The sequence below is a fragment of the Paraburkholderia sp. genome (genome assembly GCF_049581445.1).
Lineage (GTDB): Bacteria > Pseudomonadota > Gammaproteobacteria > Burkholderiales > Burkholderiaceae > Paraburkholderia.
In genome coordinates, this window is record NZ_JBAURZ010000133.1 from 26,016 (window position 1) to 39,497 (window position 13,482).

Genomic DNA, 13,482 nt, shown 5'->3' on the forward strand with positions numbered 1-13,482 from the left:
TTTGCCAGCTTCGCCGCGCCTGCTTCAGGGATCTCACGATGCGCGTCTTTAATTTCTCGGCCGGACCTGCGGCCATGCCCGAAGAAGTGCTGCGACAAGCGGCAGACGAGATGCTGAACTGGCACGGCAGCGGCATGAGCGTGATGGAAATGAGCCATCGCGGCAAAGAATTCATGTCGATCCACGAGGAAGCCCTGGTCGACCTGCGCGACTTGCTTGAGGTGCCGGCGAGCCACCATATCCTGTTTCTGCAGGGCGGCGGTCTTGGCGAGAACGCCATTGTGCCGATGAACCTGTTTGGCGCGAAACCGCGCGCCGACTTCATCGTGACCGGCTCGTGGTCGCAGAAATCTTTCAAGGAAGCGCAGAAGTACGGCGCCGTGCATCTGGCCGCGAGCGGCCAGACGGCCGACGGCTTCACGCGTGCACCGGCGCGCGCAGAATGGCAGCTTTCCGACGACCCGGCTTACGTGCATCTGTGCACGAACGAGACCATTCACGGCGTCGAAACCTTCGAAATCCCTGATATGGGCAATATTCCGCTGGTGGCCGACGCTTCGTCGCATATCCTGTCGCGCCCAATGGACATTGCCAAATACGGCGTGCTTTTTGGTGGGGCGCAGAAGAATATCGGCATGGCCGGCGTCACCGTGGTCGTAGTACGCGAAGACATGCTGGACCGCGCCATGACCATTTGTCCGTCGGCGTTCGAATGGAAGACCGTTGCCGCGAACAATTCGATGTACAACACGCCGCCCACGTACGCGATCTACGTCGCCGGGCTGGTGTTCAAGTGGTTGAAAAAGCAGGGCGGCCTCACGGCTATGGAAGCACGCAATATCGAGAAGTCGAAGCTCCTGTACGACACGATCGATGCAAGCAGCTTCTATCTGAACAAGATTGAACGCGGTTCGCGCTCGCGGATGAACGTACCGTTTTTCCTCGCGGACGAATCACGTAACGAAGATTTCCTGGCCGGCGCGAAAGCGCGCGGGCTGGTGCAGCTGAAGGGCCACAAGTCCGTCGGCGGCATGCGGGCGTCGATCTACAACGCGGTGCCGCTCGAAGGCGTCAAAACGCTAGTCGAGTACATGAAGGAATTCGAAACGCGCAGCGCCTGAACCCCACGGGTTCCAGACGCACGCATCCTTTCCGCAGTTTCCCGGCAGGGCCGTTTTTACGCATGGACGACGAACTCAATACCCGACTCAAACCGCTGCGCGAACGCATTGATGCGATCGACGCGCAACTCATTGCGCTGCTTAACCAGCGCGCCGCGATTGCGCTGGAAGTGGGCGAAGTCAAGAAGCATTTCAACGCGCCGGTGTTTCGGCCGGAACGCGAGCAACAGGTGATCGCGCGCTTGCAGGACATGAGCGCCGGGCCACTCGCCGACGACCATATCAGTGCGATCTGGCGCGAAATCATGGCGGCGAGCCGTGCGCTGGAGCAGACCATCAAGGCCGCGTATCTCGGGCCGGTGGGCACTTACAGCGAACAGGCGATGCACGAGTATTTCGGTCAGTCGATCGAAGGTTTGCCGTGCCCGTCAATCGACGAAGTTTTCCGGTCAGTCGAGGCCGGTGCTGCTGAATTCGGCGTCGTCCCGGTTGAGAATTCGACGGAGGGCGCGGTTTCACGCACGCTCGATCTTCTGCTGCAAACGCAGCTCCTGATTGGTGGCGAGCTCGCTTTGCCGATTCATCACAATTTGCTGACCCTCAATGGCGACCTGAAAGGGGTGACGCGCGTGTGCGCTCATCCGCAGGCCCTTGCGCAATGCCAGGGCTGGCTGGCGTCGAACGCCCCGCATCTGGAGCGTCAGGCGGTAGCGAGCAACGCGGAGGGCGCGCGGCTTGCCGCTAGCGATCCAACCGTGGCGGCTATCGCAGGCGATCGCGCAGCGACGCATTATGGCTTGCTGGTCGCGCACGCATTAATTCAGGACGACCCGCACAACCGCACCCGCTTCGTGATGATCGGCAAGGAGCCTACCGGCCCGAGCGGGCGCGATCAGACTTCGCTGATCGTCTCCGTGGCTAATCAGCCGGGGGCAATGGTCAAGCTGCTGGAGCCACTCGCGCGGCACAGTGTTTCGATGACGCGCTTCGAGTCGCGTCCGGCGCGCGTCGGTACGTGGGAGTACTACTTCTACATCGACATTGAAGGGCATCGGGACGACGCCCCGGTCGCGGCGGCACTGGCTGAACTGGGTCAGAAGGCCGAATTCCTGAAGATTCTCGGGTCGTATCCGCGCGATCGCTGACCCTCCAGCCCTGTCTGCGCGGATTCAGAACCTCATTTAATACTGCAATTAGTTGCTCCGGAGATACTCATGACAACGCCGTTCGGTCCTTCCTACGTGCGCGAGATCGCGCCTTACATCGCCGGCAAGCCGATTTCGGAAGTGGCCCGCGAGTTCGGTCTCGACGAGGCAAGCATCGTGAAACTCGCGTCCAACGAGAACCCGCTGGGCATGCCGGAATCGGCACAGCGCGCCATGGCGCAGGCCGCGAGCGAACTGGGCCGTTATCCTGACGCGAATGCATTCGAACTGAAGGCGGCGTTGAGCTCGCGCTACGACGTGCCAGCGGACTGGATCACGCTGGGCAACGGTAGCAACGACATTCTCGAAATGGCGGCGCACGCATTTGTCGAGAAGGGCCAGTCCGTCGTTTATGCGGAGTACTCGTTCGCGGTGTATGCCCTCGCCACGCAGGGGCTGGGCGCACGCGCTATCGTCGTGCCGGCGCTCAGGCACGGCCACGATCTCGACGCGATGCTCGCCGCAATCACCGGCGACACGCGCCTCGTGTTTGTCGCCAATCCGAACAACCCGACCGGCACCTTCATTGAAGGTCCCGCGCTGGAAGCCTTTCTGGGCAAGGTGCCGCGCAACGTCGTGGTCGTGCTCGACGAGGCCTACACGGAATACCTGGCACCGGAAAAGCGCTACGACTCGATCGCATGGGTGCGCCGTTATCCCAACCTGCTGGTCTCGCGCACGTTTTCCAAGGCCTTTGGTCTGGCGGGCCTGCGCGTCGGTTTCGCGATTGCGCAACCAGAGCTGACCGATCTGCTGAATCGTCTGCGTCAACCGTTTAACGTGAACACGCTGGCGCAGGCCGCCGCGATCGCCGCGCTGAACGATAAGGCTTTCCTCGAAAAGAGCGCGGCGTTGAACGCTCAAGGTTATCGCCGACTGACGGAAGCGTTCGACAAGCTCGGGCTTGAGTACGTGCCGTCCTCCGGAAACTTCGTCCTGGTGCGAGTCGGTAACGACGACCAGGCCGGCAATCGCGTCAACCTGGCGTTGCTCAAACAGGGCGTGATCGTGCGTCCGGTTGGCAATTACGGTCTGCCGCAATGGCTGCGCATCACGATTGGCTTGCCGGAAGAGAACGAAGCGTTCCTCGCGGCGCTCGAAAAGGCGCTCTTGCCGGCTTGACCGGCAAGAGGAAACAACCGAAGCGAGCATTGATTTTGACCCGTGCGCCGTGGCTCGCTTTTATAGCCAAGGCGCGCTTTTCTCTGTGATCGACGTGGCCGCGTTTTCTTTTAACAAACTGGTGATTTTTGGTGTCGGGCTGATCGGCGGATCGCTTGCACGCGCGCTGCGCGAGCGCGGCGAAGCGCATGGCGCGCGTATGGTGGTCGGCGTTGGGCGAAGCCCCGCGTCGACGACACGGGCGTTGGAGCTGGGCGTGATCGATGCCACCGCCGCACTGGACGATGACGCAGAGCTCGAGGCGGCGCTGGTCGGCGCGGATATGGTGCTGCTGGCCGCGCCTGTTGCCCAGACGCGGCCATTACTCGAACGCCTCGCACCGTTTCTCGACGCGTCGACCATCGTTACCGACGCGGGCAGTACCAAATCAGATGTAGTGGCCGCCGCGCGCGACGCGCTCGGCGAACGGATCGGACAATTCGTTCCTGCTCATCCGATTGCCGGGCGTGAATCGAGCGGCGTGGATGCCGCGTTGCCTGATCTATATGTGGGCCGCAATGTTGTGCTGTGTCCGCTGTCCGAGAACGCCCCCGAAGCGGTGGAGCAGGTCGCCGCGATGTGGCGCGCGACTGGCGCCACGGTGCGCGACATGACGCCTGAGCAGCACGACCGGGTGCTCGCGTCGGTCAGCCATTTGCCTCATGTGCTTTCGTTCGCGCTGGTGGAGCAGATTCTCAATTCACCGGACGCCGAGTTGAAATTCTCTTTCGCCGCAGGTGGCTTCCGCGATTTCACGAGAATTGCCGCGTCGAGCCCGGAAATGTGGCGAGATATCTGCGTCGCGAACCGCGCGGCCCTGCTGGACGAATTAGACGCGTATACGGCAGTGCTCGCGCATCTTCGCACTGCGATCGAAAACGGCGACGGCGCCGCGCTCGAAGCCGTATTCGCGCGTTCCCGCGTGGCCCGAACCGAATGGCAGGAGCAACGCGCCGCGCCTGGCGGCAGTGCTGACACCGCGGAATAACCGGAAACTGGACTCAATCATGGAATACCTCGATCTCGGACCGTTTTCCCGTGCGTCCGGCACGGTTCGCCTGCCTGGCTCGAAGAGCATTTCGAACCGTGTGCTGTTGCTCGCGGCGCTGGCTGAAGGCGAGACCACGATCACTAACCTGCTCGACTCGGACGACACGCGCGTCATGCTCGAGGCGCTCGAAAAGCTTGGCGTGAAGCTCAAGCGTGACGGTGACGCGTGCGTGGTCACGGGCACGCGCGGCGCTTTTACCGCCAAGACGGCTGACCTGTTTCTGGGCAACGCCGGCACGGCGGTGCGTCCGCTGACGGCGGCGCTGGCCGTTAACGGCGGCGACTATCGCGTACATGGCGTGCCGCGCATGCACGAGCGGCCGATTGGCGACCTCGTCGACGGCCTGCGGCAGATCGGCGCGCGCATCGACTACGAAGAGAATGAAGGCTATCCGCCGCTGCGGATTCGCGCGGGACAGATCGCGGTCGAGGCGCCGATCCGCGTGCGTGGCGACGTATCCAGCCAGTTCCTCACCGCGCTTTTGATGACGCTGCCGCTGTTGCGCACCGAAAGCGGCACGACGATCGTGCAGGTCGACGGCGAGCTGATCTCGAAGCCGTACATCGAAATTACAATCAAATTGATGGAGCGCTTTGGCATCAAGGTCGAGCGTCACGGCTGGCACCAGTTCGCGGTCCCGTCTGGCGGGCGATATCAGTCGCCGGGACGGATCATGGTGGAAGGCGACGCGTCGTCGGCGTCCTATTTCCTTGCCGCGGGTGCGCTCGGCGGCGGGCCGCTGCGGGTTGAAGGAGTCGGGCGGGCGAGCATTCAGGGCGACGTCGGCTTTGCCGATGCGCTGATCCGCATGGGCGCCAACGTATCGATGGGCGACGACTGGATCGAGGTGCGTGGCGTCGGCCACGACCACGGCAAGCTCGAACCCATCGACATGGATTGCAACCTGATTCCGGACGCCGCAATGACGATCGCCGTCGCCGCATTGTTTGCGGACGGCACCACGACGCTGCGCAACATTGCTAGCTGGCGCGTCAAGGAAACTGACCGGCTCGCCGCCATGGCCACCGAACTGCGCAAGGTTGGCGCGTCGGTGGTGGAGGGCGAGGACTACCTGGCTGTCACGCCGCCCGAGAAGTTGACGCCGAACGCCGCGATCGATACCTACGACGACCACCGGATGGCGATGTGCTTCTCGCTGGTGAGCCTCGGTGGCGTGCCGGTGCGGATCAATGATCCGAAGTGCGTCGGCAAGACATTCCCAGACTATTTTGAGCGTTTTACCGCGCTCGCCCGACTCTGATTCTTTTGGACCGACCTGACGTGCGACTTTTTCGATGAAACCGACCCGTCCCTTTCACCAGACGCCCGTCATTACGATCGACGGCCCGACCGCCTCCGGCAAAGGCACCGTGGCCGCACTGGTCGCCGCCAGTCTAGGCTTTCACCTGCTGGACAGCGGTGCGCTGTACCGGCTCGCCGCGCTGGCCAGCCACCGTTACAACATCGCCGTCGATGACGCTGAGGCGCTTGCGAAGCTGATCGACGATCTGCATATCACGTTCCGCGAGGGCCTCGCGCAACTCGATGGGGTCGACGTTTCGAGCGACATCCGCGCCGAGGAAATCGGCAAGCGTGCCTCCGCAATCGCCGTCCACGCGCCCGTGCGAGCCGCGCTGGTGGCGCGTCAGCGGGCTTTTCGCAAAGAACCGGGACTGGTCGCGGATGGTCGCGACATGGGCACCGTGATCTTCCAGGATGCTGCGCTCAAGGTGTTTCTGACCGCCAGCGCCGAGGCACGCGCCGCTCGGCGGCATAAGCAATTGATCCAAAAAGGATTTTCTGCTAATATGGAAGACTTGCTACGGGATTTGCGTGAACGCGACGAGCGCGACAGTCAGCGCACAGCCGCACCACTCAAGCCTGCAGCGGATGCGAAGCTTCTGGACACCTCGGCATTGTCGGTCGACCAGGCGGTCGATCAGGTCGTGCAGTGGTACCGGGCGTTCGTGCCCACCGCATGAAAGCAGCCTGTGCGGGCGGGTAAGTACCAGTAAAAGATTTGTAAAACAGCAGTATGTTGTTGTGTAGGTGCTCCGCGATTGTCGCAGAGCGTGTATTAACCCCTTAACCCCGCGTGGCATTCGCACACCAGCCGTCATTGCTGATCATCCGGTCAGCCGGGCACCGCGAGAACCATGCAACTTTCGATTTTTATGTCCGACCTGCAAACCTCTACCCCGAATACCGAATCTTTTGCGGCTCTGTTCGAAGAGTCGCTGACCAAGCAAGACATGCGCGCCGGCGAAGTGATCTCCGCCGAAGTCGTGCGTGTTGACCACAACTTCGTGGTCGTCAACGCTGGTCTCAAGTCCGAAGCCTACATCCCGCTCGAAGAGTTCCTGAACGACGCGGGCGAGGTAGAAGTGCAGGCGGGCGACTTCGTTTCCGTCGCGATCGACGCGCTGGAAAACGGCTATGGCGACACCATCCTGTCGCGCGACAAGGCGAAGCGTCTGGCTTCGTGGCTGTCGCTGGAAAAGGCCCTCGACAACAACGAACTCGTGACCGGCACGATCACGGGCAAGGTCAAGGGCGGCATGACCGTCATGGTCAACGGCATCCGCGCATTCCTGCCGGGTTCGCTGGTTGATACGCGTCCGGTCAAGGACACGACCCCGTACGAAGGCAAGACGCTGGAATTCCGCGTCATCAAGCTCGACCGCAAGCGTAACAACGTCGTGCTGTCGCGCCGCGCTGTGATCGAAGCAACCCAAGGCGAAGAGCGCGCAAAGCTGCTCGAAACGCTGAAGGAAGGCGCGATCGTGGAAGGCGTGGTCAAGAACATCACGGACTACGGCGCATTCGTGGACCTCGGCGGTATCGACGGCCTGCTGCACATCACCGACATCGCATGGCGTCGTGTGCGTCACCCGAGCGAAGTGCTGTCGGTTGGCCAGGAAGTTACCGCGAAGATCCTCAAGTTCGATCAAGAGAAGAACCGCGTTTCGCTGGGTATCAAGCAACTGGGCGACGATCCGTGGGAAGGCATTTCCCGCCGTTACCCGTCGGGCACGCGCCTGTTCGGTAAGGTCACCAACATCACCGACTACGGCGCATTCGTCGAAGTGGAATCGGGCATCGAAGGCCTGGTTCACGTGTCGGAAATGGACTGGACGAACAAGAACGTTGCACCGTCGAAGGTTGTTCAGCTGGGCGACGAAGTCGAAGTCATGGTTCTGGAAATCGACGAAGACCGCCGCCGTATCAGCCTCGGCATGAAGCAATGCAAGCCGAACCCGTGGGACGACTTCAGCCGCAACTTCAAGAAGGGCGACAAGCTGCAAGGCGCAATCAAGTCGATCACCGACTTCGGCGTCTTCATCGGTCTGCCTGGCGGCATCGACGGTCTGGTTCACCTGTCGGACCTGTCGTGGAGCGAAACCGGCGAAGAAGCCGTTCGCAAGTACAAGAAGGGCGACGAAGTGGAAGCGATTGTTCTCGGCATCGACGTCGAGAAGGAACGCATTTCGCTGGGTATCAAGCAGCTCGAAGGCGACCCGTTCAGCAACTTCGTTGCAATGAACGACAAGGGTTCGATCGTCGACGGCGTGGTCAAGACGGTGGACGCGAAGGGTGCAGTGGTTCAGCTGTCGGCGGAAGTCGAAGGCTACCTGCGTGCTTCGGAAATCGCACAAGACCGCGTGGAAGATGCTCGCAACGTGCTGAAGGAAGGCGACAAGGTCAACGCGATGATCATCAACATCGATCGCAAGTCGCGTGGTATCAACCTGTCGATCAAGGCCAAGGACTCGGCTGAGCAACAGGAAGCGATCCGCGGCCTGGCTTCGTCGGATTCCAACGCAGCGGCTACCGGCACGACGAACCTCGGCGCATTGCTGAAGGCCAAGCTCGACGGCCAGAACCAGTAAGCCTTGAGTTTTCTTGAGAGGTCTGCTGCAGTATGACCAAATCGGAATTGGTCGCCCAGCTGGCTACGCGATTTCCGCAGCTTGTTCTTAAAGATGCGGATTTCGCGGTGAAGACGATGCTGGATGCGATGTCGGAGGCACTTGCCAACGGTCATCGCATCGAGATTCGCGGCTTCGGCAGCTTCGGCCTCAATCGTCGTCCCTCCCGCGTCGGCCGCAATCCGAAATCGGGCGAGAAGGTGTTGGTACCTGAGAAGTATGTACCGCACTTCAAGCCTGGCAAGGAGTTGCGCGAACGGGTGGATCGTCGCGCGGGCGAGCCGTTGAAGGACGAGGCGCCGGACGACGATCAGTGAGCAACTGCGCTGCGCACAATGCAGCGTGTTGCCTCTAACGTCGGCGGCCAAAGCCAGACGGCAAAGACCAAAAAAAGCGCCTGCGGGCGCTTTTTTTTTCGCCTGTATTTGCTCGTTTGGTTCACCGGATGTGTGGCCATCCAGTCTCCACGTGGCTCGTTCTTACCGCGCTGAGGTCTTTCTTCGGGCGATAAACCACACGTAAGTGCACCCAAACGGCTTGTTGCTGCCCAGCCGCTGGGGCTTCCTTTACAATACGGGTCACTTCGGCGCGGGCGATACCGTGGCGCGATGCGCGCCATCTGGCCAGCGTCACCCCGCAACTGCCGTGAAGAGACCTGCACATGAAATTTATTGTCTGGCTGATCCGTGTCCTGGTGTTCGTGCTGCTGCTCGTGCTTGCACTGTCCAACACGCAAACCGCTACGCTGAATTTCCTGGCCGGCTATACATGGTCCGCCCCGCTGATCCTGATCGGCCTGGCGTTCTTTGTGGTCGGGCTGCTGGCGGGGTTGGTGTCGGCGGTGCCTGCGGTGTTCCGTTTGCGGCTGGAAAACGGTCGTCTGAAGCGCGAGTTGCGGGTCGCGCGCGAGACCCCGGTGGTGGTCGAACAACCGCCGTTGCCGCCGCTAATCTAGGCCTTCCCATGCCGTGCGCCTATCGCGCGCGGCTTACGTTTCTGCACTCCCGATCATTCGCATGGATCTAGACTTCTGGTGGCTGCTTGTCGTACCCGTCGCTTTTGCGTTCGGCTGGATGGCTGCGCGTTACGACCTTAAGACGCTGCTGTCCGAAAGCGCCAACTTGCCGCGTTCCTATTTTCGCGGCCTTAATTTCCTGCTCAACGAGCAACCGGACCAGGCAATCGACGCGTTTATCGAAGTCGTCAAGCTCGATCCGGAAACCATCGAACTGCACTTTGCGCTCGGCAACTTGTTCCGCCGCCGTGGTGAGACCGACCGCGCGATCCGCGTGCATCAGAATCTGCTGAGCCGCGCTGACCTGCCCGTCACCGAGCGCGACCACGCACTTTATGAGCTGGGTCAGGACTTTCTGAAGGCGGGCCTGCTCGATCGCGCCGAAGAGACTTTCCGCTCGCTGCAGAGCGGCGACTATGCGCTCGGCGCCCAGCGCGCGTTGCTCACCATCTACGAGATCGAGAAGGACTGGGTCAAGTCGATCGACACTGCACGTCACCTCGAAACCATGGGCGCTGAACCTCTGGATAAGGAAATTGCCCAGTTCCATTGTGAAATGGCGCAAGAGGCGTTGCAGCAAAAGAAGCCCGATGAGGCACGGCGCCAGTTGAACCTGGCTCTGAAGGCCAATGCGCATAGCGTGCGCGCAACCATCCTGTTTGGCGACGTCGACGCAGTCGGCGGAGCGCAGGAGGCGGCGATTGCCCACTGGCGTCAGGTGGAGGAGCAGAATTCGGCTTATTTGCCGTTGGTCGCCGAGAAACTGATGAAGGCCTACGAGGCGCTCGGCCGGTCGCAAGAGGGGGCCGATTTGCTGACCAGCTGGGTTGACCGCTATCCTTCTAACGATCTACTGGACGTTGCCTATCAGCACGTCGCCGCCTTGCGTGGGCAGGATGCCGCGCATGCGTTGGCGCGCTCGCAGATGCAGACGTCGCCCAATCTGGCTGGAATGATCCGCTTGCTCGAAGCGCAGCAGGCCACCGCGGAGGAACCGCGGCGCAGTGAGCTGGAATTGATGCGCGCGCTGATCAAGCAGCGCACCAAAAATCTGCCACGATATACGTGCCAGAATTGCGGTTTCCGGGCTCGTCTTTTCTATTGGCAATGCCCGGGTTGCAGCGGTTGGGAAACCTATGCGCCACGCCGGGTCGAGCCGATCACGGCCTCGAGCTGAGATTCCGCGGCCAAGGCTGCGCACCGGCCCGGCAGACGGTCCTGCCGGTGCACCGCTCAGGGCAACTGAGGGCGGCTTAGAGGCGGCTTAGGGCGGGCGGTTCGTGCCAGATTCACCACCGGAAACCATCACCGGAACCCATTACCGGAACGCGTATGAAAATCACCATCATCGGCACGGGCTATGTCGGCCTCGTTACTGGCGCGTGTCTCGCGGAAAACGGCCACGACGTGTTCTGTCTGGACGTCGATCCACGCAAGATCGAGATCCTCAACAACGGTGGCGTGCCGATTCACGAGCCGGGTCTGCTGGAAATCATCGCGCGTACCCGTCGGGCACGGCGTATTACGTTTTCGACCGACGTCGAAGCAAGCGTGGCGCACGGCGAAGTGCAGTTCATCGCGGTTGGCACGCCGCCCGATGAAGACGGCTCGGCCGATCTGCAATACGTGCTCGAAGCGGCGCGCAACATTGGCCGCAGCATGAACGGCTTCAAGGTGATCGTCGACAAATCGACAGTCCCGGTCGGCACCGCGCAGCGCGTACACGCCGTGATCGAAGAGGAACTCGCCAAACGCGGCCTCAGCAACAGCGAACAGCACCGCTTTTCGGTGGTGTCGAACCCGGAATTCCTCAAGGAAGGGGCGGCTGTCGACGACTTCATGCGCCCTGACCGCATCGTGCTCGGCATCGACGAAGACGAAGCCGGGATGCGCGCCCGCGATCTGATGAGGCGCCTGTATGCCCCGTTTAATCGAAACCACGAGCGCACACTCTACATGGACGTGCGCTCGGCAGAGTTCACGAAATACGCGGCCAACGCGATGCTTGCCACGCGCATTTCGTTCATGAATGAAATGGCAAACCTGGCAGACCGCGTCGGCGCGGATATTGAAGCCGTGCGCCGCGGTATCGGTTCGGACCCGCGCATTGGCTATCATTTTCTGTATGCGGGCTGCGGTTACGGCGGCTCGTGTTTTCCGAAGGACGTCCAGGCGCTCGTGCGTACGGCCAGCGAAAGCGGCCACAATCTGCGCATCCTTGAAGCCGTCGAAGCCGTGAATAACGAGCAGAAAGAAGTGCTCGTGAACAAGATCACGGGCGCGCTCGGAGAGGACCTGAGTGGTCGCACGTTCGCGGTCTGGGGTCTTGCATTCAAGCCGAACACCGACGACATGCGCGAAGCGCCGAGCCGTCGCGTGATTGCCGCGCTTCTGGCGCGCGGCGCCAATGTCCAGGCGTACGATCCTGTCGCCGTCACCGAGGCGCGCCGGGTCTTCGCACTCGATCTGCACGACGCGCCGGAGCAGTTCGCGCGCTTGCACTTCGCGAGCACTCAGGATGAAACGCTCACGGGCGCCGATGCGCTGGTGGTCGTCACCGAGTGGAAGGAGTTCAAGAGCCCAGATTTCCTGCATCTGAAATCGGTGCTGAAGTCGCCGCTCATCTTTGATGGCCGCAATCTGTACGAGCCGGAAACGATGGCCGAACTTGGCATCGACTACCACTCGATTGGACGACCCTATGCCCAACCTTCCGAAATCCCCGCAGATGTCTGATTCCGTGACCGAAGCCGGACCTGCTCCGGAGATTGGCGTCGTGCCGCGCGAGCGACTCGCGACCTCGCGGGTGTTGGTGGTCGGCGATGTGATGCTGGACCGTTACTGGTTTGGTGACGTCAACCGCATTTCACCCGAAGCGCCGGTGCCCGTGGTGCACGTGCAGAAACAGGAAGACCGTCTCGGCGGCGCCGCCAACGTCGCGCGTAACGCGGTGGCACTGGGCGCGCAAGCGGGACTGCTGTGCGTGGTCGGCACGGACGAGCCAGGCGAGCGCATCATCCAGTTGCTCGGCGATAGCGGTGTGGCGCCACACCTCGAGCGAGACCCGGCGCTCCTGACCACGATCAAGCTGCGCGTGCTGTCGCGTCAGCAGCAGTTGCTGCGTGTCGACTTCGAGAACACGCCGGCGCACGAAGTGCTGCTCGCCGGCCTCGCGCGCTTCGACGCGTTGCTTTCCTCGCACGACGTTATTCTGATGTCCGACTACGCCAAGGGTGGTCTGACGCACGTCACGAAGATGATCGCGAAGGCACGTGCGGCAGGCAAACCGGTGCTGGTCGACCCGAAGGGCGATGACTGGGAGCGTTACCGCGGCGCGACGCTGATCACGCCAAATCGAGCTGAGTTGCGCGAGGTGATCGGCCAGTGGAAATCGGAAGACGATCTGATTGCGCGTGTGGGCAAATTGCGCGCTGAACTCGAGTTCGACGCCTTGCTGCTGACGCGCTCCGAAGAGGGCATGACGCTCTTCTCGGACGAGGGCATCCTGCACGCTTCGGCCGTTGCCCGCGAAGTGTATGATGTCTCGGGCGCGGGCGATACGGTGATTGCCACGCTCGCCGTGATGCTCGGCGCGGGCCTGTCGCTGACCGATGCCGTCGCTCTGGCCAATCGCGCAGCGGGCATTGTGGTCGGCAAGCTCGGCACTGCCACGGTCGACTACGACGAACTCTTTCTCTAAGGCTGCATGACGGCACGCGTGCCGCTTGCGGCGCGAGCCGCACGTACATCGAACCTCATTACCGCAGGACGACCATGACCCTCATCGTCACCGGCGCGGCCGGTTTTATCGGCAGCAATATCGTGAAGGCGCTCAACGAGCGCGGTGAACAACGCATCATCGCCGTGGACAATCTCACGCGCGCCGACAAGTTCAAGAACCTGGTGGATTGCGAGATTGACGATTATCTCGACAAGACCGAATTTGTCGAACGCTTTGCACGTGGAGACTTCGGCAAGGTGCGTGCGGTATTCCACGAAG

General features: G+C 61.7%; 13 protein-coding genes. All 13 read left to right on the plus strand.

What is annotated here, in order from left to right; genetic code table 11:
• Positions 1–38: 38 nt before the first annotated feature.
• Entirely contained in the window at positions 39–1,121 is a 1,083-nt protein-coding gene (serC, locus tag WCA85_RS12305) for a 3-phosphoserine/phosphohydroxythreonine transaminase (protein WP_424064184.1), read from the plus strand.
• A 62-nt stretch (positions 1,122–1,183) separates the two neighbouring features.
• Positions 1,184–2,266 (plus strand): prephenate dehydratase, encoded by a 1,083-nt coding sequence (pheA, locus tag WCA85_RS12310; protein ID WP_424064185.1) that lies wholly within the window; start codon positions 1,184–1,186, stop codon positions 2,264–2,266.
• Between the two features lie 69 nt (positions 2,267–2,335).
• On the plus strand, positions 2,336–3,448 hold the full coding sequence (hisC, locus tag WCA85_RS12315) for a histidinol-phosphate transaminase (protein WP_424064186.1): 1,113 nt from the start codon (positions 2,336–2,338) through the stop codon (positions 3,446–3,448).
• Between the two features lie 85 nt (positions 3,449–3,533).
• Complete coding sequence (locus tag WCA85_RS12320; protein WP_424064203.1) at positions 3,534–4,475, plus strand: prephenate dehydrogenase; 942 nt, start codon at positions 3,534–3,536, stop codon at positions 4,473–4,475.
• Between the two features lie 19 nt (positions 4,476–4,494).
• Entirely contained in the window at positions 4,495–5,799 is a 1,305-nt protein-coding gene (aroA, locus tag WCA85_RS12325) for a 3-phosphoshikimate 1-carboxyvinyltransferase (RefSeq protein WP_424064188.1), read from the plus strand.
• Between the two features lie 34 nt (positions 5,800–5,833).
• Complete coding sequence (gene cmk, locus WCA85_RS12330) at positions 5,834–6,520, plus strand: (d)CMP kinase (RefSeq protein ID WP_424064190.1); 687 nt, start codon at positions 5,834–5,836, stop codon at positions 6,518–6,520.
• A gap of 174 nt (positions 6,521–6,694) precedes the next feature.
• Complete coding sequence (gene rpsA / locus WCA85_RS12335; RefSeq protein WP_424064191.1) at positions 6,695–8,428, plus strand: 30S ribosomal protein S1; 1,734 nt, start codon at positions 6,695–6,697, stop codon at positions 8,426–8,428.
• Between the two features lie 32 nt (positions 8,429–8,460).
• Positions 8,461–8,784, plus strand: a complete 324-nt coding sequence (locus tag WCA85_RS12340) for an integration host factor subunit beta (protein WP_424064192.1) — start codon at positions 8,461–8,463, stop codon at positions 8,782–8,784.
• A 344-nt stretch (positions 8,785–9,128) separates the two neighbouring features.
• On the plus strand, positions 9,129–9,422 hold the full coding sequence (locus tag WCA85_RS12345) for a LapA family protein (RefSeq protein ID WP_424064194.1): 294 nt from the start codon (positions 9,129–9,131) through the stop codon (positions 9,420–9,422).
• Positions 9,423–9,483: 61 nt separating this feature from the next.
• Positions 9,484–10,659 (plus strand): lipopolysaccharide assembly protein LapB, encoded by a 1,176-nt coding sequence (lapB, locus tag WCA85_RS12350; protein ID WP_424064196.1) that lies wholly within the window; start codon positions 9,484–9,486, stop codon positions 10,657–10,659.
• Positions 10,660–10,814: 155 nt separating this feature from the next.
• Positions 10,815–12,218: a UDP-glucose dehydrogenase family protein gene (locus tag WCA85_RS12355; RefSeq protein WP_424064197.1), complete on the plus strand. Its 1,404-nt coding sequence runs from the start codon at positions 10,815–10,817 to the stop codon at positions 12,216–12,218.
• Complete coding sequence (rfaE1, locus tag WCA85_RS12360; RefSeq protein WP_424064199.1) at positions 12,211–13,182, plus strand: D-glycero-beta-D-manno-heptose-7-phosphate kinase; 972 nt, start codon at positions 12,211–12,213, stop codon at positions 13,180–13,182. The genes WCA85_RS12355 and rfaE1 overlap by 8 nt, the downstream gene beginning before the upstream one ends.
• 74 nt (positions 13,183–13,256) lie before the next feature.
• Positions 13,257–13,482 (plus strand): NAD-dependent epimerase/dehydratase family protein (locus tag WCA85_RS12365; protein ID WP_424064201.1); only part of this gene is annotated, 226 nt, incomplete at its 3' end.